The sequence below is a fragment of the Roseateles sp. P2_H4 genome (assembly GCF_056403315.1).
Window position 1 is genome coordinate 104121 of sequence record NZ_JBFUFR010000003.1, and the last position, 24799, is coordinate 128919.

A 24799-nucleotide genomic window follows, 5' to 3' on the forward strand; every position below is an offset into this window, starting at 1 on the left:
CCGAGAGTTTAAAGATTCGCCTGCGAGGGGCTGCGCAGCTGGGCGATCCAGTCGCTTTTGCCGAAGGTCTGCATCCAGCCCGGCAGGGCCGACGCCGGCATGGCCGCAGCGATGCCGTTGCCCTGGCCGAGGCGGCAGCCCAGGCGCAGCAGCTCCCGCGCGTGGGCGCGGCTCTCGACGCCCTTGGCGAGCACGGCGCAGCCGATGTTGCGCGCCAGGCCGATGACGCCTTCCACCAGCGACAGATCCTGGGCGTCGCCCAGCATGCCCTGCACATAGCTGCGGTCGAGCTTGAGGGTGTCGACGGCCAGGCGCTTGAGTGAGCCCAGGCGCGAGTAGCCGGCGCCGAAGTCGTCCAGCGCGATGCCGACGCCCAGGCCCAGGCAGCGTTGGATGAGCGCCTGCGTGGCGACCGTCTCGGCCAGCGCGTCGGACTCCAGCACGTCGAGGTGCAGCAGGTGGGCGACCTCGGGCGACTGGCGCTGGATGAGCTCCTGCAGGCGCTGCGGGAAGTCGTGGCGGCGCAGCTGGCGGGCGCCGACGTTGACGCTGATCGGCAGGCCCTTGCCGTCGTTGACGCCGGCCCGCAGCCAGGCCGTCGCCTGGGCCAGGGCCTGCTCGATGACCCAGTCGCCGATCTGCACGGCCAGGCCGGTCGTCTCGACGACGGGCAGGAAATGCGCCGGCGCCAACAGGCCGCGCTCGGGGTGTTGCCAGCGCAGCAGGGCCTCGACGCCCACGACCTGGCCCGTGCGCAGGTCGATCTGGGGTTGGTAGTGCAGCTGCAGTTCGTTGCCGTCCAGCGCCTTCTGCAGGCGGGCCACGGCAATCAGGCCGGCCTCGTCGCGCTGGTCCAGCGTCGGGTCATGGAACTGGATGCCGCCGCGGCCGGCATGCTTGGCGCGGTAGAGGGCATGGCCGGCGTGGCGCAGCAGCGTCTCGGGGTCGGCATCGTCCTGGGGGTAGACGGTGGCGCCCATGCTGGCGCCGATCTCGATGGCCAGGCCGCTGCCGACACGGTTCTCGCGAATCGCCACCGGCGTGGAGAGCACGGCCAGCAGGCGGTCGGAGGCGCGCTGCGCTTCCTCGGGTGTCTGCACGCGCATCAGCACGGCGAACTCGTCGCCATGCAGGCGGGCCAGCTGGTCGGCGGTGTCCGGCGCGTCGCCGCGCGAGCCGCGCAGCGTGGCCTGCAGCCGGCCGCTGAGCTGCAGCAGCACGGCGTCGGCAAGGAGCTGGCCGTGTTCGGCATTGACGCGGGCGAACTCGTCCAGGTCGATCAGCGCGACGACCAGCTTGAAGCCATCGCGGTTGGCGGCGCCCAGGGCCTGGTGCAGGCGGCGCATGAATTCGTCGCGGTTGGGCAGGCCGGTGGCGACGTCAAAGCGCAGGCTGCGCCGCAACTGGTCCTGCTGGCGCAGGCTCTCGCCCAGATCGGTCAGGCTCAGCAGCCGCCAGCGCGGGCTGACGCCTTCGGGCTCCGGCACGGGGCTAAGCTTGGCGGCGAAGACATGCTGGCCGCCGTCGTCCAGCTCGGCTTGCAGCTGGCCCGCCCACGACAGGCCGTCGTTCAGCGCGGCCTGCAACTCGGCGGCTTCATGGCCGCTGCGCTGCAGATTGGCGATGCTGAGCGGCGCCGCCGGCCGGCCGATGAGCGTTTCGCGCGAAGCATGCAGGATGTCGCAATAGGCGGCGTTCACCTCGACGATGCGCCACTGCGTGTCGATGATGGCGAGGCCCTCGCTGGCCTGCTGGAAGAGCGTGGCCGACATGCGTTCACGCTCTTCGGCCGTGTGGCGCCAGCTGACGTCGGCCAGCGTGGCGATCAGGCCCCGGGCGCGCCCGCGGCGGTCGCGCAGTGGCACATGGGCCTGCAGCTCGTGCCAGCGCCAGTCGCCGCCGTCTGCCGCCAGACGCAGCGACAGGGCGAGCTGCTTGCGCTGCGGGTCGCCCAGCAGCTCGCGCAGTGCGCGCCGCAGGGGCTCGCGGTCGCGCGGGTGGGCCAGGCCGACCCAGTCAAGCGGCGCACTGCCGGCCGCGGTGCCGTCGACCGGCGTTGTCAGGGCCTGCCAGCGCGCCGACGCGTGGCGGCGGCCCTCGGGCAGGCGCCACTCGGCCAGGGCCAGGCCCTGGGCATCGAGGGCGCTGCGCCAGCCGTCGCGGTCGCGCAGCTGGTGGTGGCTCAGCGCAATCAGCAGCAGGGGCAGCAGCGCCAGTCCGGCCCCCAGGGCGTAGGCGGCCAGCGTGGGCGGCGCGCCGATGGCCCACAGGCCCAGCAGCGCAGCGCCCAGCACGGCGTTGGTGCGCGGTGCGGCCTGCAGGGCGTGAAGGCAGAGCAGCAGATGCGGCAGCAGCAGCGCGCCGGGCTCGGGCAGCCAGATCAGGCCCGCCTGGGCGATGGCGGCGGCGGCCGCCAGCAGACGGGCGGTCCAGCGCCCGCCGCGGCGTGGCCGTTGGGTGCTGGCCTGCATCGTCGTGCCCGCGCTGAGCAGCGCCAGTCCCCAGGCGGCGGCCAGTTCCAGGGCGCCAGCGGTGGCGCCTCGCCAGCTCAGGCCGGCGGCCATCAGGGCCGCGAGCGCAAAAAGGCCAGCCAGGGCCGGCGCCCCGAGGCCAGCCAGCAAGCCGAAAAGCAGCACTTCCCGGCGACCGCTGAGCCGACCGGTCAGGCGCTGTCGGCGCAGCAGCGTGCGGTTCAGCGTGATGGCCAGCAGCGGCAGCGCCAGGGCCGTCAGCATGGGAGCGGAGAGCAGCAGGTCCAGGGCCGCGGCCGGGTCGGCGGGCGAGCGCACCAGCAGGGGCAGCCCCCCGCCCAGCAGCAGGCCGGCCATGACCAGCGGCAGCACCCAGGCGCTCAGCCGCCACAGCGCCAGCAGACCGAGGGCCGCCAGCAGCATGGGCAGCAGCAGGTCCTGGGCCGGCATGGCCGCGGCGGGCTGGGGAATGCGCAGCAAGGGCGGCAGCGCGTCGGCCGACAGCCCCCAGGCGGTGACCAGCCCACCCCCCAGGCCGGCCAGCGCGGCCAGGGCGACGCGGCGCAGACGGCGCCAGCCACGCCGGTCATGGATGCGACGCGGGCCGGGCGGCAATGTCGTCGAGGGCGGCGCCTGGACGCTCAAGTCGGGCGCCTGGCCGTCGGCGAATTCCGGGGCACCGGAATGCAGGTCCATCGTCAAGCCTCAGGCGCATATACCCAGGCCGGCGCGCGCGAACCCGGCGCTGGCTGGGTGATTGGGCGGCAATGGCTGGGCATGGGTGCAATCTCGTTCCCGCCACGGCGTGGCAACCCTGGGAGAAACCCCTGGGGTTGGCGCGCGTACAGCGTGACGAAAGGCATGGCGCAGTTTAGGTGGCAGCGTCGCCAGAAAAGAAAAGGGCCATCCCGTAGATGGATGGCCCTGCTGGTGGCGCGCCGCAACGGCGCGCAAAACCTGAATCTGTGCAAAACCGGCGCTCGGAACGGCGCCGGGAATCTTTTGTCAGACGGCGAAATCGGTCAGCTTGGCGCCGCCGGCGACGGCCGCCTTCAGCCATTTGGGCTGCAGACCGCGGCCGCTCCAGGTTTCGCCGGTGGCCTGGTTGCGATACTTGGCCGCCACCTTGGACACCTTGACCGGCTTGGGGGTGCGCATGCTGAGGTCGGCCACCGACAGGCCATATTCGCTCATCAGGGATTTCACCTTGGCCACCGCTTCGCTGCGTTCGCGGTCCTTGGTTTGGCTGATCTGGTGATCGAGTGCCTCGCGTTGGGCCAGGAGTTCTTTCAGGGTGGACATGCTGCTATTCCTCTTGCGATTTGAGCGGGGAGACTCGCGGCATTGGCTGCCGCGGCCTCGGAGCCTTCGGGCCGGCTGACCGCGAGTATCTCCGTGAACGAATTAAATCGCGACGGGTGGCATGAATGCAAGGGTTTTCGTTGGCAGCCTGCGACGAGTTTCTCTCGGGTTCGGGTTAATTGCCCATTTGGCGCCTTCGAGCAGCGTTCCCGCCATGGGTGCAGTCTCTGAAACTGAAACAGAAAGGGCCGGCGACTGACGTCCCGGCCCTGCGCATATGCCGACTGATTTGCGCTTATTCGCTGGGCGGCACGTAGCCCGCCACCGCTTCGGCACCTGTGCCGAAGAAAAACTGTTGGTGCGGCTCACTTGGCCTTTGTCCAAATGAGCCCGCCCCCCAATTCTTCATTCGCTGCGCTCAAGCCGCTGGCGGGACGTAGCCCGCCACCGCTTCGGCACCCGTGCCGAAGAAGAATTGTTCAGCCTGACGCATCAAGTATTGGCGGGCACGCAGGTCGGCGAGGTTGAGGCGGTTTTCATTGACCAGCATGGTCTGATGCTTCATCCAGGCGGCCCAGGCTTCCTTGCTGACGTTTTCCCAAACCTTCTTGCCGAGTTCGGTGTGAGCCGGGTAGGGCGGGAAGTCCAGCCCTTCGGCTTCCTTCTTCAGATAGGCGCATTGGACGACGCGGGGCATGGTGGACTCCTACAAACACGAGAAATGGGAAACGGCCGGCACTTTAGCGCGCGGGCCGTTGGGGTGAGCCCGGCGGGGCTTAGTTGAATCGTTTGACCAGCACGAGGGAGCGCCGATCCCAGTTGTATTTGCGCTTGCGCTCTTCAGGCAGCCATTCGGGATCCACCTGCTGGAAGCCGCGCTTGATGAACCAGTGCATGGTGCGTGTCGTCAGCACGAAGATGCTGTCCAGGCCCATGGCCTTGGCGCGTTGCTCGATTCTTTTCAGCAGCCGGTCGCCGTCGCCCTGACCCTGCACTTCGCTGGATACCGTCAGCGCGGCCATTTCGGCGGTGCGGGCCTCGACGTAGGGGTAGAGGGCAGCGCAGCCGAAGATGACGCCGTCGTGCTCGATGACGGTGTAGAGCTCGGCGTCACGCTCGATCTCGGTACGGCTGCGCTTGACCAGCGTGCCGTCACGCTCGAAGGGCTCGATGAGCTGGATGATGCCGGCCACGTCGTCCGCGCTGGCCTCGCGCAGGCTCTCCAGCTTCTCGTCGACGACCATGGTGCCGATGCCGTCATGGGTGTAGACCTCCTGCAGCAGGGCGCCATCGACGGCGAACGGGATGATGTGGGAACGTTCCACGCCGGCACGGCAGGCCTCGGCGCAGTGGCGCAGGTAGAAGGCGACGTCGGTGGGCTCGGGCGTCGCGCTGGCCTTGGCCAGCATGCGGTCGGCGTCGGCCACGGCCAGCTCGGTGTCGATGGGGCTGTCCGGGTCGTCCGGGTTCTCGGGTACGCCATCGACCTCGCAGACAAACAGCAGCTTGTCGGCCTGCAGCGCGATGGCCGTGGATGTGGCCACGTCCTCCATGCTCAGGTTGAAGGCCTCGCCGGTGGGCGAGAAGCCGAAGGGCGACAGCAGCACGATGGCGCCGATGTCCATGGCGCGCTGGATGGCGGCGGCGTCGACCTTGCGCACCAGGCCGGAATGCTGGAAGTCCACGCCGTCGACGATGCCGACCGGTCGGGCGGTCAGGAAGTTGCCCGAGACGACCCGCACGGTGGCATTGGCCATCGGCGTGTTGGGCAGGCCCTGGCTGAAGGCGGCCTCGATCTCGAAGCGCAGCTGGCCGGCGGCCTCCTGGGCGCAGTCCAGGGCGACGGCATCGGTGATGCGGCGGCCGTGGCTGTAGCGCGGCACCTGGCCCTTGGCGATCAATTGCTCGTTGACCTGGGGGCGGAAACCGTGGACGAGGACGATCTTGATGCCCATGGCGTGCAGGATGGACAGGTCCTGCACGAAGGCGTTCAGCTTGCCGGCCGCGACCAGCTCGCCCGGCATGCCGACCACGAAGGTCTCGCCGCGGTAGGCATGGATATAGGGCGCCACGGCGCGAAACCACGGCACGAAGGTATGGGGGAAGACAAGACCGGTCATGGGCCGAATTGTCGCCCGTGACTCGGGTCACTTGACGCTGTCATGTCCACCTCCGAGGATCGTCGCTTCACCCACGGAGACCGCGATGAAGGACTATCAAGACGTCTACATGACCCCCGGCGCCTTCAGCTGGAACGAGCTGGGCACGCCCAACCCCAAGGCCGCCTGCGAGTACTACGGCAGCCTGTTCGGCTGGACCTTCGACACGATGAACCTGGGCCAGGGCGACTATCACGTCATCAAGGTCGGCGAGGTCGCCGTGGGCGGCGTCATGACGCCACCGGCACCCGGCCCGGCGATGTGGGGCGCCTACGTCACCGTCGAGAACTGCGACGCCACGGTGGAAAAGGCCAAGAGCCTGGGCGGCACGGTCTGTGCCGGGCCGTTCGACATCCCCACCATCGGCCGCATGGCCGTGCTGCAGGACCCGCAGGGCGCCGTCATCCAGGTCATCAGCTACTTCCCGCGGACCGAGTAGGGCCTGCTCACCCTGCGGCAATGGGCCTTCCCGAAGGGTTGTGACCAGAAAGGCCGCGCGCGGCGTTGCAAATCCTCGCCGGGTGGCCAACCCGGCTGCGGTTTGCGCCTTGCTCGCGGCCTTTCTGGTCACAACGCGGCCCGTTGCCGCAGGGCGAGCAGGCCCTGCACTTGCGGGACAATCCCGCTCCGATGAGTTCAGAACGCACCGAGAGCCGGCCAGTCCAGCCGGCTCTTTCCATTTCCTTCCCCGAAAGCCTGCCGGTCTCGGCCAGGCGCGACGAGATCGCCGCCGCGATGGCCGAGCACCAGGTCGTCATCGTCTGTGGCGAGACCGGCTCCGGCAAGACCACCCAGCTGCCCAAGATCGCGCTGGCGATGGGCCGTGGGCGCCTCAACGGTGGCGGCCTGATCGGCCACACCCAGCCGCGGCGCATTGCCGCCAGCAGCGTCGCCAAGCGCATTGCCGAGGAGCTGAAGACGCCGCTGGGCGAGGTCGTCGGCTACAAGGTCCGCTTCCAGGACCGGCTGGCCAAGACGGCCTCGGTCAAGCTGATGACCGACGGCATCCTGCTGGCCGAGACGCAGAGCGATCCGCTGCTGAAGGCCTACGACACCATCATCATCGACGAGGCCCATGAGCGCAGCCTCAACATCGACTTCCTGCTCGGCTATCTGCGCGAGCTGCTGCCGCGCCGGCCCGACCTGAAGATCGTCGTCACGTCGGCCACCATCGACGCCGACCGCTTCGCCAAGCATTTCGAGTCCAGCAAAGGCCCGGCGCCAGTGCTGATGGTGTCGGGGCGTCTCTACCCGGTGGAGCAGCGCTACCGGCCCTTCGAGGAAAGCCGCGAGTACGACCTCAACAACGCCATCACCGACGCGGTGGACGAGTTGTGGCGCGAGGGCGGTGGCGACGTGCTGGTCTTCCTGCCCGGCGAGCGGGAGATCCGCGAGGCGGCCGAGGCGCTGCGCAAGCACCACCCGCCCGGCGTGGACGTGCTGCCGCTGTTCGCGCGGCTGTCGCCGGCCGAGCAGGACAAGGTGTTCGAGCCGCACGGCCAGCGCCGCATCGTGCTGGCCACCAATGTGGCCGAGACCTCGCTGACGGTGCCGGGCATCCGCTACGTCATCGACCCGGGCCTGGCGCGGGTCAAGCGCTACAGCTACCGCAACAAGGTCGAGCAGCTGCTGATCGAGCCGATCAGCCAGGCGGCCAGCAACCAGCGCGCAGGCCGCTGCGGCCGCGTGTCCAACGGCATCTGCATCCGTCTGTACAGCGAGAAGGAATTCAACGAGCGGCCCAAGTTCACCGACCCGGAAATCCTGCGCTCGTCCCTGGCCGGCGTCATCCTGCGCATGAAGGCCCTGCACCTGGGCGAGGTCGAGCGTTTCCCCTTCCTGGAGCCGCCTCGCCCGAAGGCGATCGCCGACGGCTACCAGCTGCTGGCGGAACTCGGCGCGACCGATGACGACAACGAGCTGACGCCACTGGGCAAGGAACTGTCGCGCCTGCCGCTGGACCCGCGCGTGGGTCGCATGATCCTGGAAGCCAAGACGCGCGAGGCGCTGACGGAGGTGCTGGTCATCGCCTCGGCGCTGAGCGGCCAGGACGTGCGCGACCGGCCCATGGAAGCGGCCCAGGCCGCCGACGAGAAGCACAAGAAGTTCGACGATGAGAAGAGCGAGTTCAGCGGCTATCTGAAGCTGTGGAAATGGCTGGAAGAGAGCAAGGGCGGTGGTACCGAGCACAAGCTGTCCAACCGTCGCTACGAGCAGCTGCTGCGCGAGAACTTCGTCAGCATCCGCCGCGTGCGCGAATGGCGCGACGTGCATTCGCAACTGCTCACCGTCGTCACCGAGCACGGCTGGCGTTTGAACCAGAGCCCCGCCACCTACGAGCAGCTCCACCTGTCCATGCTGGCCGGGCTGCTGGGCAACATCGGCCAGAAGAGYGACGACGAGGACTGGTATCTCGGCGCGCGCGGCATCAAGTTCTACCGCCACCCCGGCGCCCACCTGAGCAAGAAGCCTGGCCGCTGGATCGTGGCCGCCGAGCTGGTCGACACCTCGCGCCTCTACGGCCGCGGCATCGCCAACATCGAGCCGCAGTGGCTGCCGCCCATCGCCGGCCACCTGATCAAGACCCAGCTGCTGGAGCCGCACTGGGAGAAGAAGGCCGCCGAGGTGGTGGCGCTCGAGCGCGCGACGCTGTACGGCATCGTGCTGTACAGCAACAAACGGGTGAACTTCGGCCGCGTCGACCCCAAGGCGGCGCGCGAGATCTTCATTCGCGAGGGCCTGGTCAACGACGACCTGCCGGACGAGCTCGTGCGGCAGCTGCCCTTCCTCGGCCACAACCGCCGCCAGATCGCCAAGGTCGAGGCGCTGGAGCACAAGTCGCGCCGCCAGGACGTGCTGGTGGACGACGAGCTGATCTACGCCTTCTACGACGACAAGCTGCCGGCCCATGTGTTCTCGGGCGCCACGCTGCTGAAGTGGTGGCGCGAGGCCAGCAAGTCCAACGACAAGCTCCTGCAGCTCAGCCAGGACGAGCTGATGCGCCACGAGGCCTCTGGCGTCACCAGCGAGGCCTTCCCCAAGGTCATCCGCCTGGGCGGTGTGGACTGTGCGGCGACCTATCTGCACCAGCCGGGCGACGCCCGCGACGGCCTGACGGTGACCGTGCCCATCTTTGCGTTGAACCAGGTCAGCGAGGAGCGCGCCGAATGGCTGGTGCCCGGCATGCTGGCGCAGAAGGTGACGGCGCTGCTGAAGAGCCTGCACCAGAAGCCGCGCGCCCGCCTCACGCCGCTGCCGGACTTCGTGGCCGAGTTCATCGAGCTGCAGCCCTTCTGCCAGGGTGGTCTGGTGGACACGCTGCTCAGGGCCGTGAGGGACCGCAGCCAGATTGCCGTGCAGCGCAACGACTTCAAGCTGGAGCTGCTGGCGCCCCATCTGTTCATGAACTTCCGCGTGGTGGACGAGCATGGCCGCCAACTGGGGCAAGGCCGCCAGCTCGCCGCGCTGAAGGCCGAGCTGGGTGGGCAGGCGCGGTCGGCCTTCCAGGCACTGGCGGCCTTGAAGCTGCCGGCGGCGGAGCCGGCTCCGCAGCCTCAACCCGAGCGCGGCGTCCGCGCCGAGATCGTCAAGCCCGTGGCGCCGGCGCGTGATGCCAGCCAGAGCTATACAGACTGGACCTTTGGCGAGCTCCCCGAGCTGCTGGAGGTGCGCAAGGGCGGCCAGACGCTGATCGGCTTCCCGGCCTTGATCGACAAGGGCAACGCGGTCGAGATCGAGGTCTTTGACGAGCCCGAGGTGGCGGCCGCCAGGCACCGTGCCGGCCTGCGCCGCCTGATCGCGCTGCAGCTCAAGGAGCCGCTGAAGTTCCTCGAGAAGAACATCCCCGACCTGCAGCGCATGTCGGTGCTCTATATGGGTCTGGGTACGGCCGAGGACCTGCGTGACCAGATCATCGGCGTGGCCCTGGACCGCGCCTTCCTGGCCGACCCGCTGCCAACTGATCCGATCAGCTTCAAGAAGCGCATCGAGGAGGGCCGCAGCCGGCTCAACCTCATTGCCCAGGAAGTCGCCCGCGCCGTGCATGCCGTGCTGCAGGAGCTGGCCAACGCGACTCGCAAGCTCAAGGACTCGCGTCCGGCCAAGGAGGTCGGCGACGACGTCACGGCCCAGCTGCAGCGCCTGGTGCCCAAGCGCTTTGCGCTGGACACGCCCTGGAGCCAGCTGCAACACCTGCCCCGCTACCTCAAGGCCATCACGACGCGCCTGGACAAGTTGCGGACCGACCCGCTGCGCGACACCAAGCTGATGAGCGAGGTCAAGCCGCTGGAGCAACGCTACACACGCCGCGTCGCCGAGCTCAAGGGCGTGCGGGATGCGCGGCTGGACGACTTCCGCTGGCAGCTGGAGGAGTTGCGCGTCAGCCTGTTTGCGCAGGAATTGCGCACGCCGCAGCCGGTCAGCGTGAAGCGGTTGGACAAAGTGTGGAGTCAGCTGACAAGCTGAGAGATCGCGGCGAATGCCTACGCTCGCGGCTTGGCGACGGTGTAAAAGCGACGAGGTCCTGGTTCGAAGCGTGAGCTGCTGCACGCAAGACCCGGACTGCCGAGGAAATCCGTCGCATTTCGACGCTTGCCTGCAAGCTGGACACTTCTAGCCTGGAGTCCAATGCAGGGACACCATCTGTTACAGCCTGCCCACGTCCACCGTGCCTGAAACCAGCCCTGCCGCCCCACCGCTGAAAGCTTTTGGCCGCTTCGAGTTGCGCGCGCTGTTGTCCAAGAGCGCACGCAGCCTGATCTGGCGCGTCTTCGACAGCCGCCATGGCCAGGAACTGATGCTGTGCATGCCGCGGGACAAGCCCAACAGCGCGGCGGCCCTGGAGCACTGGCTGCGCATGGCCCAGGGGGCCGAGCGCGTGCAACACCCCAACCTCGCGCCGCCCTTCGAGATCGGCCAGGTCGAGAACTGGCCCTATGTGGCCTACGACCGCGCGCTGGGCGAGACGCTGGACGAGCGCCTGGCCCGCCAGGCCGCGCCGCTGCCGATCGACGGCGCCGGCTGGGTGGCCCAATTGCTGGAAGGCCTGGCCTTTGCCCACGAGGCCGGCCACGCCCACCGCGACATCCAGATGGCCAGCCTCGTCATCGACGCCAGCGACAAGGTGCGGCTCGTCGGCCTCGAAGTCGCGCAGGAGGTCTTCCCTGCAACGGCGGACTTCAATGCCGTGACCCGTCGCGCCGTGCGCGAGTCGGCCGAGGAGGACGTGCTCTGCGTCGGCCTGCTGCTCAACCGCATCCTCAGCGGCAAGCCGGTGCTGGAGGAGAACGATCTGCAGCATGTCGTGCAGCAGATGCAGCCCGTCGGCCGCGAGATGGTGCGCCTGGGCTGGGAGACGCCCCATCCCATCCCCGACCCGCTGCGCGCCATCTGCAACCGTGCCACCGACCGCCAGTTGCGCCAGCGCTACCACCTCGCCCGCAGCTTCTGGCGCGCGCTGGACGGCTGGCGCACCTCGGCTGCGCACGACAGTGGCGGCCCCGTGGCACTGTTGATGGACAAGCTGCAGCGCGTCGGCCACCTGCCGACGACGACCAGTGGCCTGCACCGTTTCACGGGAGGCTCGGGCCTGGAGTCCCAGCACGCCAGCGCGCTGTCCGAGTTCGTGCTGAAGGACATGGCCCTGAGCCTGGAGCTGGTGCGTCGCGTCAACAACGCGCTCAAGCAGAGCGGCCACCAGGGCGAGACCGTGCTGAACATGCAGCGCGCCATCCAGATGCTGGGCCTGGACGGCCTGCAGTACGCGGCCAATTCGCTCAAGGCCTGGCCGGGACCGTTGGCGCCGGTGGCCGCCGAGATGCTGCGCCAGCTGATGGCCCGCACGGCCAAGGCGGCCCAGGTGGCGCAGGTGCTGCGCCCGGCGGGCTACGACGGCGAGGTCGTGCACCTGATCACGGTCATGCAGAACCTCGGCCGGCTGCTGCTGCAGTACCACTTCCCCGACGACGCCCAGCAGATCCGCCAGCTGATGGTGCCGCCGGAGCCGACGGAGGACCAACCCACGCCGCCGGCGATGAGCGAGCAGGCGGCGGCCTATGCGGTGCTGGGCTGCGACCTGGACGCCCTCGGCGCCGCCGTGGCCCGCCACTGGGGCCTGGGCGACGAACTGCTGCACATGATCCGCCGCCAGCCGCTGGAAGGCGCCGTGCATCCGCCGCGCAGCGACGCCGACACGCTGCGCCTGACCTGCAGCTTTGCCAACGAACTGGTCGATGCCCTCGGCCTGCCCGAAGCCCGTCGCCGCCCGGGCCTGGAAGCCGCGACGCGGCGCTATGCCAAGCCGCTGGGCATCGGCCTGCGCGAGGTGATGGAGGCCCTGAACCCCGGCACCCACAAGCCGCCGACCGCGGCCGCCAGGCCCGAAGAGGGCGCCCAACCGGCCGCGTCGTCGCTGCGCGACCGCCTGTCCGCCCGGGGCGGTTCCTAGCAAGGCGCGCCATGGCCGACGACCTGCCACCCCAACTCGGCCGCTTCCGCCTGATGCAGCGGCTGGGCGAGGGTGCGCAGGCCACCGTCTGGCTGGCCCACGACCCGCTGCTGGACCGCGAGGTCGCCGTCAAGCTGCTGAAGGCCGCGGCAGAACCGGGCAGCGTCGACGAATGGCTGAACGAAGCGCGCGCCGTCAGCCGGCTGACCCACCCCAGCATCGTGCCGGTCTTCGAGGCCGACAGCCAGGGCGGGCGCTCCTACCTCGTCTTCGAGTACGTGTCCGGTGGCACGCTGAGCCAGCGCCTGCGCGCCGCGCCGCTGCCCACGACGACCGAGGCCGTCACGATCATGTTGGGCATCCTGGATGGGCTCACCGCCGCCCACGCCGCCGGCCTGGTGCACCGCGACCTCAAGCCCAGCAACATCCTGCTCGACGCACGCGGTCGGCCGCGCGTGATGGACTTCGGCATCGCCGCGCGGGTGTCGCCGGATGCCAACCAGCCGTCGCGCATCGTCGGCACACCGGGCTATATCTCGCCCGAGGCCGCGCGCGGTGCGCCACCGCATCCGCAGATGGACGTGTTCGCGGCCGCCGTTATGCTGGCCGAGATGCTGAGCGGCCAGCGCCTGAATCATGACCCCGACCCCTGGCGCGCCGTGCAGCGCGTGCAGACCACCGATCTCCTGCTGCCCTCGGGCCTGGACAGCAGTGTGGACGATGCGCTGCGTGCCATCGTGCAGCGCGGCCTGGCGCGTGAGCCGTCGGCGCGCTGGCCCAGCGCGGCCCTGCTGCGCGATGCGCTGGCCGCCTGGCTGCGCCCCGTCGCCGAGCCCGATGCCGAGGCCCAGGACGCGCCGGTGCTGGACTTCCTGCTGCGCCGCATGCGCCACAAGAGCGACTTCCCGGCGCTGTCCGACGCCATCGGCCGCATTCAGCGCCTGACGCAGTCCGAGAACGAGAGCCTGGCCAGCCTGTCCAATGAGATCCTGAAGGACGTGGCCCTGACGCAGAAGCTGCTGCGCCTGGTCAACACGGCCCAGTACCGGCACGCCGGCGGTGGCGGCATCAGCACGGTGTCGCGCGCGGTCGCGCTGATCGGCTTTGCCGGCATCCGCAACCTGGCGCTCAGCCTGGTGCTGCTGGAGCGCATGGAGAACAAGGGCCACGCCAAGCGCCTGCGCGAGGACTATCTGCGCTCGCTGATGGCGGCGTCGCTGGCGCGCGAGCTCTGCCCCAACCCGCGCGAGGCCGAGGAGGCCTTTCTCGGCGCGATGTTCCACCACCTCGGCCGCTCGCTGACCGAGTTCTATTTCCCCGAAGAGGCCGATGCCGTGCGCCGCCTCGTCAGCCCTGCCGAGGACGGCCAGCCCGCCCTCAGCGAGGCCGCCGCTTCGGCCCAGGTGCTGGGCATGAGCTACGAGGCCCTGGGCCTGGGTGTGGCCAGGCAATGGGGCTTGCCCGACAGCCTGCAGCGCGCGATGCGCCGCCCGGTGGGCGAGGCGCCGCAGCGCCTGCTGGAAGACGGCATCGAGCGCCAGCGCTGGCTGGCGCGCGCCAGTAACGACATGGCCGACCTCATCCTGAACACGCCGCCCGAGCAGGCCCACGCCAAGCTGCGTGCGATGGCCCAGCGCCATTCGCGGGCCTTGGGCTTGAGCGCCGAAACCTTCGAGCGCGCCGCCGACACGGCGCGCCAGCATCTGGCTCAGATGACCGAGGCACTGGAGCTGCACCTGCCCAAGGACTCACGCGCCCAGCGCCTGCTGGCGCCGTTGACGCCTTCCGTTCACGACTCGCTGACGGCGCACGAACTCGCGCCGACGCTGGTGATGGAGAGGACCGCGGACAAGGCCGTCGTGTCCCCTTCCGACCAGGCCACGCAGTTGCTGGCCGCCGGCGTGCAGGACATCACCGACGCGATGGTCGAGCACTTCCAGCTCAATGCCGTGCTGCGCATGATCCTGGAGACCATTTACCGCGCCCTGGGTTTTCGCCGTGTCGTGTTCTGCCTGCGCGACGCGCGGGGCCAGGCGCTGACGGGGCGCCTGGGCGTTGGCGCCGATGTGGAGCGCCTCGCGCCGCTGCTGCGCGTCGACCTGACGGCCCAGCCGCTGGACCTGTTCGCCGCCGTCTGCCTGAAGGGCGCCGACACGCTGATCCAGGACGCCCGTGCCGCCAACATCGCGCCGCGGCTGCCGAGCTGGTTCCGGGGCGAGCTGCAGGCGCAGAGTTTTCTGCTGCTGCCCCTCATCCTCAAGGGCGCGCCGCTGGGATTGATCTACGCCGACCACGCCGTGGCCGGCGCCGTGCAGCTGGGCGAGAAGGAGCTGTCCTTGCTCCGCACGCTGCGCAACCAGGCCGTGATGGCCTTCCGCCAGGCCACCGGCTGAGCCGGCCGCGGCCTAACGCCGCTGTAGGGCATTTCCCACATCGCTGGAGGCCCCAGGCTGACCGGCGTCGCGCCGACCCTCCGACTGGGGGCCGGGCCGTGATGGCGAATACTGAATTTGCATCCTCAAAGAACCCGAGCCCGGCGGGGCGTGATGCGCGAACGCCGGGTATTTGAAACCACAGGAGTTCGTATGAATCACCATTCGATGAATGGCCGGGCTGTTTTGCTGGCGGCCCTTGCTGCCACGGCCCTGGCCGGATGTGCGTCGACAGCCGACGCCCCGAAGGAACAGATGGCCGTGGCCAATTCCTCGGTGGAGCAGGCCTCTGGCAATGCGGCCGAGGCGCCCGCCGAACTGTCCACGGCCCGCGACAAGCTGGCCCGCGCCAATGCCGCCATGGCCCGCAAGGACTATGTGCAGGCACGCCAACTCGCGGACGAAGCCGCGGCCGACGCGGCCCTCGCCCAGGCGACGGCGCGCTCCGCCCGTTCCAGCCGCGCGCTGGCCGAGGTGCGCCAAAGCATCCAGCAGCTGCAGGTGCAGCTGAACCGTTCCTGATTCATCGAAAGGATTGCCATGAAGAACTTCGCCCAACTGACTGTCCTGGCCGCAGCCGCCGCTCTGTTCGCCGGCTGCGCCAGCGCCCCCACCGTCACGCCCGGCCTGCAGCAGGCGCGCGCCAATGTGCGCAGCGCCGAGTCCGATCCGGCCGTGCTGAAGTACGCCTCGCTGGACGCCAAGAAGGCCGCCGATTCGCTGCGCCGGGCTGAAGAGCTGAGCGCCAAGCGCGAGTCGCCTGCTGACATCGACTCGGCCGCCTATGTCGCGTCGACCCAGGCCCGCACGGCGATGGCCATCGGCCGCGCCGCGACCGAGGAAGAGGCCATCAAGGCCGCCGAGGCCGACCGCGAGCGCGCCCGTGCCGACGCCAACGCGCGCCGTGCCAACGTTGCCCAGAACCAGGCCGCCAATGCACAGATCGCGGCGGCGAATGCCAACGCCGATGCCAACGCCGCGCGCCAGCAGGCCGCCGCCGCCAATGCCGATGCAGCCAACGCTCAGGCTCAGGCTGCCAACGCCCAGGCCCAGGCCGCCGCGCTGGCACAGGAGCTGGCCGATCTGCAGGCCAAGCAGACCGACCGCGGCATGCTGGTCACGCTGGGCGACGTGCTGTTCGAGACCGGTCGTGCCGAGATCAAGCCCAACGCGCAGACAGCGATCGCCAAGCTGGCCCACTACCTGAACCAGCATCCTGACCGTCGCGTCCTGATCGAGGGCTTCACCGACAGTACCGGAAGCGACGCCACCAATCTGACGCTGTCGCAGCGCCGCTCGCAGGCCGTGGCCGATGCGCTGCGCGCCCAGGGCGTGGACGCTACCCGTGTCGCGACCCGCGGCTACGGTGAGGCCTACCCGGTGGCCAGCAACGCCAGCACGTCCGACCGCGCGATGAACCGCCGCGTCGAGGTCTATATCTCGAACGACAACCAGCCGGTTCGGGCCCGCGGCTGAGGCCGCATCCGTGAAGGAGATCGCAATGAACACCCGCCGATGTCACACCGCCGCCTGGCTTGCCGCCGCCCTGCTCGTACTGGGCAGCGCCGCCCAGGCGGCACCCAAAGCCAAGAACGTCGATTCGCTGCGCATGCAGTACGAGCGTGAACGCGCCGCCTGCATGACCGGCCAGACCAATCAGCCGCGCGATGTCTGTCTGCGCGAAGCCGGCGCGGCCTATGCGCAGGCCCGCCAGGGCAAGCTGATCTCGCCGGATGACCGGTCCGAGCAGTGGGCCGCCAATGCCCTCAAGCGCTGCCAGGCCCAGCCGCTGGAAGACCGCGAGATGTGCGAGCGCCGCGTGCGCGAAGGCCTGGTGACGGGCAGTGTGCAGGGTGGCGGACAGCTGACGACGCTGACGGTGCGTTCGACCGAGGTCGCCAAGGCGCCAGGTAGCTGAGCGTCACGAGAGGGCTTTGCAGCCCCTGACCAGATCGGCCGGAGGCCCGCATCCATGCGGGTGTCCGGCCGATTCCACTTTCTCAGTTCGGGGGCTGGAAGCGATAGAGCGCCCGCGACTCCGTGCCCACCGCATCCGAGCCGGCCGTGAAGCCCCCCATCACATAGATCGCAGTGCCCACCGCCACGGCCCCCAGGCCGTGGGCGCGATAAGGCATGGTGTCCAGCACCTGCCAGCTGTTGGTGGCCGGGTCGTAGCGCTCCACCGCGTTGCTGACCGTGCTGCCGCTGGCCGTGGTCGCCTCTCCACCGAACACATAGAGCTTGCCGTTCAATACCGCCGCGGCAATGCCGCCGCGTGCCGTGGGCATGGCCGCCGCCGTCTGCCAGGTGTTGGTCAGCGGGTTGTAGATCTCATGCGTGGCCAGGCTCAAATGGTCGTTGCTGCGGATGCCGGGTGAGCGGCCGCCCACGACGTGGATCTGCGCACTGATGACGCCAGCCGCCGCCGCGTTGCGTGCCGTGGGCATGGGCGTCAGCGTGTCGGCCATCCAGGCGTTGCCCGCGGTGTCGAAGGCCGACAGGCTGGCCAGCGAGGCGCTCGCCGCGTTGCTGAGGTTCCAGCCGCCCAGCAGATAGAGCTTGCCGTTCAGCGCCGCCGCCGCGCTGGCGAAGCGGCCGCTGGGCAGGGCGGGGCCCAGTACCCAGCTGTTGCTGGCCGGGTCGTAGACCTGCAGCGACGTGCTGGCCTCGCCGCCCAGCGCATAGACCTTGCCGCCCGACCCTAGCGCGGCGACGTTGTCCGTGCCGCGCGGCAGATTGGGGCCGGCTGTCCAGGTGTTGGCGCTGATGTCATAGGCGTAGACCGTGCGGCTGGTGTCGTAGCCGCCGGTCACGAACAGCTTGCCGTTCACCTCGGCCACGCCAAACTTGGCGGCACCGGCGGGCAGGTCGGCCAATGGCGTCCAACCGGCCGGTGCGGGAGCAGGCGCGGGGGCAGGAGCCGGTGCCGGTGCGGGGGCAGGTGCAGGGGCCGGAGACGGTGCCGCGCTGCCGCCACCACCGCAGGCGGACAGGCTGGTCAGCAGGGTCAGCAAAGGCAGCATGGGGATAGGCGCTCTTCTGAGGGTCACGAGGGGTCTCCTGGTTGGCATGACGGCCCGCGGTCGGGGCCAGGTCAGGCCATTAGGAAATCTCGCCTCAGCACCCGGCAAGCATTCGCGCTCCAATCGGCATCCAGCCGCCATCCAAAATAAATTTCACTTGCAAATCAACGGCTTGCAAATGATCAGTGGGCCAGCATCAGGTCCGCATAGGCGAGGTCGGCGAGCTCCACGAAGACGCTCAGTCCGCCTTCGCCCAGGCTGAATGCCGCCATTTCCGGGAAGCTGCCGAGGGCATGCCGGGCCAGCACGCGGCGCGGGCCGCCGCGCCAGGGCGTGAGTTCGAAACGTTCGGCGTCCGAGCGGGTCAGGGCCAGCACGCCGTCGGGGTGCAGGGTCCAGTCGACGAGGCTGGCGCCGTCGGCCACCACGGCTAGCCGTTCGATGGCGCCGCCGGCCGGCGTCAGCGCCAGCAACTGGGAGGAACCGGACGGCTGGAAATAGACGCGCCGGCCGTCGCTCGCGACCCGGCTGGCTTCGGCCGGCGCGGGCAGGCCGGCGATGGCCTGGCCGCCGCTGCCGTCTTGCGCGAAGCGCCACAGCTGCCAGGTGCTGCCGGTCTGGCTGCCACGGTTGCTGGTAACCCAGATGTGCGCACCGTCCCAGGCCGGCGGGCCGTAGAGGAAGCCGTCGGCCGCCAGCGCGCGCGGTTTGCCACCCTCAGGGCCGCCTTCGCCGTCCAGCAGGCACAGGCCCGAGCGCTGCTGTTCGCCGCAATGGCCCAGGAAGGCGAGCCGGCGCCCGTCGGCCGACCAGGCCGGCGCGGTGGCCCGGCCCGGCAGCCGCGTGAGGCCCTGGGCCTGGCCGCCGTCGAGGCGCACCGTCCAGATCTGCGGCAGGCCGGAGCGCCGCGAGCTGAAGGCCAGCAGGCGCTGGGCGGCGTTGACGTCGGGCTGGCGATCGGAGGCGACGGAGCCGACGAGCCGGCGTGGTGCGGCATCGCTGCCGTCCAGCTTCACCTCGCCGATGCTGACGTGGCTGCGCATCAGCGCGTAGACGAGCTGGCCGTCGCGGCCCATGGCCGGTGCGCTGCCTTCCAGCCCGAGCGGCACGGCACGGGCGTGGCGGCGGTCCCAGCGCATCAGCATGCGGGCGTCGTGCTGGGTCGTCGCGTAGATCAGGTCCTGGCCATCGGCCGCGTAGGTGATGCCATGCAGATAGTGCAGCTTCTCGCGACTCAGCCGCGTGACGGCGCCGCTGGCCACGTCCAGCTCGAACAGGTCGCGCGTGCCGCCCACCGCGTCGCCACGCGCGAAGGCCAGGCGCCGGCCGTCCGGCGACCAGGCCGGCTGGTGGTCGGGCAGGGCCTGGGGTGGGCTGTGCGTGAGCCGCTGGGCCGCGCCGCCTTCGGGCGCGATCAGGAACAGGCCAGCCCCGCCGGCCGGATCGCCCTGGTCGCCCGTGAAGGCGATGCGGTCGCCGCGCGGCGACCAGGCCACGATGGGCGTGAAGAGCGGGTGGCAGGAGGCCAGTGCACGGCGGCTGGCCTGGCGCAGCTCGTAGATCCAGAGCTGGCATTTCTCGGGCGTCGGTCGGGCGGCATAGACGATGGACTGGCCGTCCGGAGCCCAGGACAGGCCGACGATGTCGCCCACGCCACCGCCGATGGCCTGGGGCTTGGCCTGCGGGTCGGCGGCGCCGCGCAGATAGAGCTCGGCCTGGCCCTGGCCCTGCCACCAGCCGAAAGCGAGCTGGCGGCCGTCCGGCGACAGCGCGCCGATGAATTCGTGGCCGGCGTACTGGGTAAGGGGCGCGATGCTCCAGCGGACGGGCTCGCTCGCAGCCGGCTCGGCGCCGCGCTGCAGCCAGAACCCGGCGCCTGCCAGCACGATGGCCAGCAGCGCGGCCACCAGCACCGGCCAGCGCCGGGCCGGCGCTGGCGTGGCGGCGGCCGCCTGGGCGGTTTCGGGCGCCATCACCCGCACCGGCGCGATGAGCCGGTAGCCCTTCTTCGGGATGGTTTCCAGGTAGCGCGGTGATTCGCTGTCGTCGCCCAGGGCCTGGCGGATGGACCAGATCGCGTTGTTGATGGCCTGGGGCGCGACGTATTCGTTGCCGTCCCAGATCAGCGCGACGATGTCCTCGCGCGGCACCGTCTGGCCGGCCCTTTCGGCCAGCAGCAGCAGCAGGGCCATGGCCTTGAAGCGCAGGGGGCGAACCTCGCCGTCGCGCAGCAGGCGGTTGCCGTTGGCATCGACCGTCCAGTCGCCGATCTGGAAGGGCTGCGCGGCGAGCGGGCGCGCGTCAGCCGCCGCCATGGTTGGCGTCGGTCTTCAAAAGAGGAGGGGAGGGGTGACGAGCCTTACCCCCGGCACTGGTTGCAACGCTTAGGGCTGCTTGGTTCCCCACCTGACCCGGTTGGGCGCGCTTCCATGCGGGGAGGCCCGTCGCTGACCATTCTACTTGCCCCATGAGGGTCAGCCTGGAAGGAACTGCCGATTGATGGACAAATCCATCGCCAGGGCCAGCAAGGCGAGTGCGGTGAGATAGCCCAGCAGGTGCAGCCGCGCCTGGCTCATGGCCCAGTGGCCGCAGATCATGTAGCCCACCAGCGCGACCAGCTTGGCACCCAGCCACCAGTCGCGGATGGGGCTGTAGCCGATGGAGCCCCACAGGCTCAGGCCCGTGACGACAAGGCAGGCGTTGACGCCGAACACCAGCACCAGCAGGCGAGCGTCCTTGGCCAACGCTTGCAGTTGGGGCGTGCCGAACTGCACCAGCAGGCCGCGTATGAAAAACAGCCCCACGCTGCACCAAGCCAGCAGCACATGCCACTGGATCATCTGCGTGTAATACCAACTCATGGAGCCCCTCGCCCGGTCTCGCCGCGCTGAACGCGGGCGACCCCGGTCGGTCCCCCGAGGGGACGGCGATGCTTGCGGCATTGAGCCGCAAGCACATCGCCTGAGCGGGCCGGCTCGGGAGCGGCCCAGCGCGCGGCCCGCGGGAATGCGGACGAGTTCCCCATCTCAGCGCAGCGCGAGGTCGTCTTCGCTGAAGCGGATGTCCAGCGGCTCGATCAGCAGCTGCTTCTCACCCGCCTCGACGGTGCCGGCTACCCACGCCTGGATGCCGCAGTCGCGCGCGACCTGCGCAGTGCGCTCTGCGTCCTCGGCCCTGACGAAGATGGCGAAGCCCGCGCCCATGTTCAGCGTCGAATAGGCCTCGCGGTCGTCCTGGCCGGCCTGCTGCTGGATGAAGTCCAGCACCGCCGTCTTGGGCGGCACGGTGTGGATGCGATAGGTCAGCTGCGACGGGTGGCGCAGCAGCTTGCGCCAACCGTGGCCGGTGATGTTGGCGCAGTAGTGGGGCGCGATACCGGCCTTCCACAGAGCCTCGGTGACGGGCGAATACAGCGCGGTGGGTGCGAGCAGCGCTTCGCCGTAGCTGACGCCAGGCTCGATCTCGGTCAGATAACCCTGGGGCAGGCGCTCGGCCAGCTTGCGCGCCAGGCTCAGGCCGTTGGCATGGATGCCGCTGGAGGCCAGCAGCACGATGGCGTCGCCGGCGCCCAGTTTGTCGCCGACCGACAGGCGCTCCTTGGGGTTGATGAGGCCGGTGCAGGAGGCGGCCAGGTCGATGCGGCCGTCCTCGACGATGCCGGCCAGGGCCGGCGTCTCGCCGCCGCCCCAGGCGACCTGGCAGGTGTCGCAGGCGGCCTTCCAGCCGGCCACCAGGGCCTGGGCGCGCTGGGCGTCGCCGAACCAGTCGCTGCCGCCGGCGGCCCAGTAGGCCTGCACGACCAGCGGCGTGGCGCCGACGGTGATCAGGTCGTTGACGGCCATCGCGATGGTGTCCTGGGCGATGCCGGCAAAGAAGCTCTTGCCCGTCAGCTTGGCCATCTCGTCGGCCACCAGGGTCTTGGTGCCCAGGCATTCGACGATGGAGGCCAGGTAGAACGGCCCCACGTCGACGACATAGGCCGACTCGCCACGCGAGGCCTTGACCTCGGTGAAGCCATGGCCGGCCAGGTGGGAGGCCGTGGCGGCGGCGGCGCGCTGGGCTGTGATCTTCAGCGGGTCGATCAGGTCGTAGTTGACGCCGGCCTGGTCGTAGGTGAGGGGTGCTGCAGGGGAGGTCATCCCGCAATTATCGACGGAGGGCCACTCATAGAATGACCGCCATGAGTTATCAGGTCCTGGCCCGCAAATACCGTCCGCAGAGTTTCGAGCAGCTTGTGGGGCAGGAGCATGTCGTGCAGGCCCTCGCCAATGCCTTGACGCAGGGGCGCCTGCACCACGCCTATCTGTTCACCGGCACCCGCGGCGTCGGCAAGACGACGGTGTCGCGCATCCTGGCCAAGAGCCTCAACTGCACCGGGCCGGACGGCACGGGTGGCATCACGGCCCAGCCCTGTGGCGTCTGCCCGGCCTGCCGGGACATCGATTCGGGCCGCTTCGTCGACTACGTGGAGCTGGACGCGGCGTCCAACCGTGGCGTCGAGGAGATCTCGCAGCTGCTGGACCAGGCCGTCTACAAGCCGGTCGTCGGGCGCTTCAAGGTCTACATGATCGACGAAGTGCACATGCTGTCCAACACCGCCTTCAACGCGATGCTGAAGACGCTGGAGGAGCCGCCCGACTACCTGAAGTTCGTGCTGGCGACGACCGACCCGCAGAAGGTGCCGGTCACCGTGCTGTCGCGCTGCCTGCAGTTCAATCTGCGCCCGATGGCGGCGGCGGACGTGCAGATGCATCTGGGCAATGTGCTGGGCGCCGAGAACGTGCCGGCCGAGCCGGGCGCGCTGCGCCTGCTGTCGCGCGCGGCGCGCGGCTCGATGCGCGACGGGCTGTCGCTGACCGACCAGGCCATCGCCTTCGGCGCGGGCTCGCTGAGCGAAGCCGGTGTGCGCCAGATGCTGGGCAGCGTGGACCGTGGCCATGTCGTCGCCATCGTCGACGCGCTGGCGGCGGCGAGCGGCGAAGCCGTCGTGGCCCAGGCGGATGCGCTGCGCGGCGCGGGTTTGTCGGCCGCCGGCACGCTGGAGGACCTGGCCACGCTGTTGCAGCAGATGGCGCTGGCCCAAGCTGCGCCGACGGCGCTGGACGATGCCGACAACGAGACTGCCGAGATCCGCCGCCTGGCCGCTCTGCTTCCGGCCGACGAGATCCAGCTGATGTACAGCATGGCCCTGCATGGCCGCGCCGAGCTGCATCTGGCGCCCGATGAATACGCGGGCCTCTTGATGGTGCTGCTGCGCATGCTGGCCTTCCGGCCGGCGGGCACCAGCGCCAGGCCCGTCAAGGCCGCGGCCCTGGTGAGGCCCCAGGCGGTGGCCAAGGCGGTCGTCGCGGTGCCCCTGCCCAAGGTGGCGGCGCCGGCTGCCGTGGTGGCCGCGCCGGTCGCTGAACCTGTCGCTGCACCCCGGGTTGTGGCGCCGACACCGGTTGTCGCCGCAGCCGCCGTGGCCGAGCCGGCCGCACCCAAGCCCAGTGACCGCCTGCGCCCCAAGCCGGTCGAAGCCGAGGCCGAGGCGGCCATGGACCCGGACGGCCCGCCGCCCGACGACGCACCGCCGCCCTGGATGGACGCGGACGACGCGCCCGCGCCGGTGGCTGCTGCGGCTCGCGAGCCCGAAGCGCCGCGCCGCGCCGAGCTGCGCGAGACGCGCGAAGGTGCGCAGTGGGCCGAGCGCATCGCGGCCCTCAACCTGGTGGGCATGACGGGCGAGCTGGCCCGCCAGGCCCAGGCCCTGGGCTGCGCCAGCGCCGACGGCCGCGAGGTCTGGACGCTGCGCGTCGAGCGCGAATCGCTGCGCGCGCCGGCCCTGGTCAGCAAACTCGAAGCGGCCCTCGACGCAAAGCTCGACATTGAGGTCGGCGTGGCCGAAGACTCCATCGCCCTGCGCACGGTCGCCCGGGCCGAAGCCCAGCAGCGTGCGGCCGAAGACCTCGCCGCCCAGCATCCGATGACGCGGACGCTGCTTTCCCAATTCCCGTCAGCACGCATCCTGCCCGGTTCGGTGCAGCCGCTGACGCCCACTCCGTAGACAAGGACACGATCATGATGAAAGGCCAACTCGCCGGCTTGATGAAGCAAGCCCAGGCGATGCAGGACAACCTGAAGAAGGCGCAGGACGAACTCGCCAACATCGAGGTCGAGGGCCAGAGCGGCGCCGGCCTCGTCAAGGTGCTGATGACCTGCAAGCACGAAGTCCGCCGCGTCACCATCGACCCCAGCCTGCTGGCCGATGACAAGGACATGCTGGAAGACCTCGTCGCCGCCGCCTTCAACGACGCGGCCCGCCGCGCCGAGGCGACCAGCTCCGAGAAGATGGGCAGGCTGACGCAAGGCATGCCCATGCCCCCGGGGATGAAATTCCCGTTTTGAACGCGCTTGAGACGCTGATCGAGGCGCTCAAGCGCCTGCCCGGCGTGGGCCAGAAATCGGCCCAGCGCATGGCCTACCACCTGCTGCAGCATGACAGGCTGGCGATGCCGCGCCTGGCCGAGGCGCTGACGGCGGCGGCTGAGCGCATCAAGCATTGCGAGCGCTGCCACACCTTCAGCGAGACGCCGATCTGCAGCGTCTGCACGGACACCGAGCGCGACGCGCGGCTGCTGTGCGTCGTCGAGACGCCGGCCGACCAGGCAGCGCTGGAGCGCACCGCGTCCTACCGCGGCTATTACTTCGTGCTGCTCGGGCGGCTGTCGCCGCTGGACGGTGTCGGCACGCGCCAGATAGGCGCGGCCGAACTGCTGGCGCGCGCGGCCGAAGCGGGCGTCGAGGAAGTCATCCTCGCCACCAGCTTCACGGCCGAGGGCGAGGCCACGGCGCACGTGCTGGCTGAGGCCTTGCGCGCACGCGGCATCAAGTCGACACGGCTGGCGCGTGGCGTGCCCGTGGGCAGTGAACTCGAATATGTGGACCTGGGCACCATCGCGCATGCCCTGAGTGACCGCCGCTAGAG

18 protein-coding genes and 1 other RNA gene are annotated in these 24799 nt (G+C 69.9%); 10 read left to right on the forward strand and 9 right to left on the reverse strand.

Annotated features, from left to right (window positions below):
* Window positions 1–8 precede the first annotated feature (8 nt).
* From AC1DW3_RS03315 to argA, 4 genes are all read right to left on the reverse strand, one after another.
* A complete protein-coding gene (locus AC1DW3_RS03315; protein WP_477928548.1) occupies window positions 9–3167 on the reverse strand; it encodes a putative bifunctional diguanylate cyclase/phosphodiesterase in 3159 nt (1052 codons plus the stop codon).
* A gap of 309 nt (window positions 3168–3476) precedes the next feature.
* Entirely contained in the window at window positions 3477–3773 is a 297-nt protein-coding gene (locus tag AC1DW3_RS03320) for an H-NS histone family protein (protein ID WP_477928550.1), read from the reverse strand.
* Between the two features lie 418 nt (window positions 3774–4191).
* Window positions 4192–4470 (reverse strand): oxidative damage protection protein, encoded by a 279-nt coding sequence (locus tag AC1DW3_RS03325; RefSeq protein WP_477928551.1) that lies wholly within the window; start codon window positions 4468–4470, stop codon window positions 4192–4194.
* 79 nt (window positions 4471–4549) lie between these two features.
* Entirely contained in the window at window positions 4550–5893 is a 1344-nt protein-coding gene (argA, locus tag AC1DW3_RS03330; RefSeq protein ID WP_477928552.1) for an amino-acid N-acetyltransferase, read from the reverse strand.
* A gap of 85 nt (window positions 5894–5978) precedes the next feature.
* On the opposite strand from argA, the gene AC1DW3_RS03335 reads away from it, so the two are divergent.
* The 7 genes from AC1DW3_RS03335 to AC1DW3_RS03365 all read left to right on the forward strand — a co-directional run bounded on the left by AC1DW3_RS03335 (window position 5979) and on the right by AC1DW3_RS03365 (window position 16727).
* Entirely contained in the window at window positions 5979–6371 is a 393-nt protein-coding gene (locus AC1DW3_RS03335; protein ID WP_477928554.1) for a VOC family protein, read from the forward strand.
* Between the two features lie 191 nt (window positions 6372–6562).
* Window positions 6563–10396 carry an ATP-dependent RNA helicase HrpA gene (gene hrpA, locus AC1DW3_RS03340; protein WP_477928556.1) on the forward strand — a complete coding sequence of 1278 codons (3834 nt, stop codon included), beginning with the start codon at window positions 6563–6565 and terminating at the stop codon, window positions 10394–10396.
* Window positions 10397–10598: 202 nt separating this feature from the next.
* Window positions 10599–12377 carry an HDOD domain-containing protein gene (locus AC1DW3_RS03345; RefSeq protein WP_477928558.1) on the forward strand — a complete coding sequence of 593 codons (1779 nt, stop codon included), beginning with the start codon at window positions 10599–10601 and terminating at the stop codon, window positions 12375–12377.
* Window positions 12378–12388: 11 nt separating this feature from the next.
* A complete protein-coding gene (locus AC1DW3_RS03350; protein ID WP_477928560.1) occupies window positions 12389–14770 on the forward strand; it encodes a protein kinase domain-containing protein in 2382 nt (793 codons plus the stop codon).
* 192 nt (window positions 14771–14962) lie between these two features.
* Window positions 14963–15331, forward strand: a complete 369-nt coding sequence (locus tag AC1DW3_RS03355) for a DUF4398 domain-containing protein (RefSeq protein WP_477928562.1) — start codon at window positions 14963–14965, stop codon at window positions 15329–15331.
* Between the two features lie 18 nt (window positions 15332–15349).
* Window positions 15350–16285, forward strand: a complete 936-nt coding sequence (locus tag AC1DW3_RS03360) for an OmpA family protein (RefSeq protein WP_477928564.1) — start codon at window positions 15350–15352, stop codon at window positions 16283–16285.
* 25 nt (window positions 16286–16310) lie between these two features.
* Window positions 16311–16727 (forward strand): hypothetical protein, encoded by a 417-nt coding sequence (locus AC1DW3_RS03365; protein WP_477928566.1) that lies wholly within the window; start codon window positions 16311–16313, stop codon window positions 16725–16727.
* An 82-nt stretch (window positions 16728–16809) separates the two neighbouring features.
* On the opposite strand, the gene AC1DW3_RS03370 is transcribed toward AC1DW3_RS03365, so the two are convergent.
* From AC1DW3_RS03370 to AC1DW3_RS03390, 5 genes are all read right to left on the reverse strand, one after another.
* A complete protein-coding gene (locus AC1DW3_RS03370; RefSeq protein ID WP_477928568.1) occupies window positions 16810–17859 on the reverse strand; it encodes a Kelch repeat-containing protein in 1050 nt (349 codons plus the stop codon).
* Window positions 17860–18014: 155 nt separating this feature from the next.
* Window positions 18015–20147, reverse strand: a complete 2133-nt coding sequence (locus tag AC1DW3_RS03375; protein WP_477928570.1) for a winged helix-turn-helix domain-containing protein — start codon at window positions 20145–20147, stop codon at window positions 18015–18017.
* A gap of 33 nt (window positions 20148–20180) precedes the next feature.
* An RNA gene (ffs, locus tag AC1DW3_RS03380) (signal recognition particle sRNA small type) lies at window positions 20181–20278 on the reverse strand.
* A gap of 28 nt (window positions 20279–20306) precedes the next feature.
* A complete protein-coding gene (locus AC1DW3_RS03385; protein WP_477928572.1) occupies window positions 20307–20693 on the reverse strand; it encodes a SirB2 family protein in 387 nt (128 codons plus the stop codon).
* Between the two features lie 165 nt (window positions 20694–20858).
* The gene (locus AC1DW3_RS03390) at window positions 20859–21971 is read right to left on the reverse strand and encodes an AIR synthase-related protein (RefSeq protein WP_477928573.1); all 1113 of its coding nucleotides are present in this window, start codon (window positions 21969–21971) and stop codon (window positions 20859–20861) included.
* 41 nt (window positions 21972–22012) lie between these two features.
* Here AC1DW3_RS03390 and dnaX point away from each other — a divergent pair, with 41 nt between their 5' ends.
* From dnaX to recR, 3 genes are read left to right on the forward strand one after another with little or no spacing between them, the layout of a single operon-like run.
* Window positions 22013–23878 (forward strand): DNA polymerase III subunit gamma/tau, encoded by a 1866-nt coding sequence (gene dnaX, locus AC1DW3_RS03395; protein WP_477928575.1) that lies wholly within the window; start codon window positions 22013–22015, stop codon window positions 23876–23878.
* A 14-nt stretch (window positions 23879–23892) separates the two neighbouring features.
* Window positions 23893–24219, forward strand: a complete 327-nt coding sequence (locus AC1DW3_RS03400; protein ID WP_477928577.1) for a YbaB/EbfC family nucleoid-associated protein — start codon at window positions 23893–23895, stop codon at window positions 24217–24219.
* Window positions 24207–24797: a recombination mediator RecR gene (gene recR / locus AC1DW3_RS03405; RefSeq protein WP_477928774.1), complete on the forward strand. Its 591-nt coding sequence runs from the start codon at window positions 24207–24209 to the stop codon at window positions 24795–24797. The genes AC1DW3_RS03400 and recR overlap by 13 nt, the downstream gene beginning before the upstream one ends.
* Window positions 24798–24799: the final 2 nt, after the last annotated feature.

Excerpts from the sequence above, each read along its gene's own strand:
- AC1DW3_RS03315 (WP_477928548.1), bottom strand. The coding sequence starts at position 3,167 with ATGGACCTGCATTCCGGTGCCCCGGAATTCGCCGACGGCCAGGCGCCC.
- AC1DW3_RS03320 (WP_477928550.1), bottom strand. The coding sequence starts at position 3,773 with ATGTCCACCCTGAAAGAACTCCTGGCCCAACGCGAGGCACTCGATCAC.
- AC1DW3_RS03325 (WP_477928551.1), bottom strand. The coding sequence starts at position 4,470 with ATGCCCCGCGTCGTCCAATGCGCCTATCTGAAGAAGGAAGCCGAAGGG.
- argA (WP_477928552.1), bottom strand. The coding sequence starts at position 5,893 with ATGACCGGTCTTGTCTTCCCCCATACCTTCGTGCCGTGGTTTCGCGCC.
- AC1DW3_RS03335 (WP_477928554.1), top strand. The coding sequence starts at position 5,979 with ATGAAGGACTATCAAGACGTCTACATGACCCCCGGCGCCTTCAGCTGG.
- AC1DW3_RS03350 (WP_477928560.1), top strand. The coding sequence starts at position 12,389 with ATGGCCGACGACCTGCCACCCCAACTCGGCCGCTTCCGCCTGATGCAG.
- AC1DW3_RS03355 (WP_477928562.1), top strand. The coding sequence starts at position 14,963 with ATGAATCACCATTCGATGAATGGCCGGGCTGTTTTGCTGGCGGCCCTT.
- AC1DW3_RS03360 (WP_477928564.1), top strand. The coding sequence starts at position 15,350 with ATGAAGAACTTCGCCCAACTGACTGTCCTGGCCGCAGCCGCCGCTCTG.
- AC1DW3_RS03365 (WP_477928566.1), top strand. The coding sequence starts at position 16,311 with ATGAACACCCGCCGATGTCACACCGCCGCCTGGCTTGCCGCCGCCCTG.
- AC1DW3_RS03375 (WP_477928570.1), bottom strand. The coding sequence starts at position 20,147 with ATGGCGGCGGCTGACGCGCGCCCGCTCGCCGCGCAGCCCTTCCAGATC.
- AC1DW3_RS03385 (WP_477928572.1), bottom strand. The coding sequence starts at position 20,693 with ATGAGTTGGTATTACACGCAGATGATCCAGTGGCATGTGCTGCTGGCT.
- AC1DW3_RS03390 (WP_477928573.1), bottom strand. The coding sequence starts at position 21,971 with ATGACCTCCCCTGCAGCACCCCTCACCTACGACCAGGCCGGCGTCAAC.
- dnaX (WP_477928575.1), top strand. The coding sequence starts at position 22,013 with ATGAGTTATCAGGTCCTGGCCCGCAAATACCGTCCGCAGAGTTTCGAG.
- AC1DW3_RS03400 (WP_477928577.1), top strand. The coding sequence starts at position 23,893 with ATGATGAAAGGCCAACTCGCCGGCTTGATGAAGCAAGCCCAGGCGATG.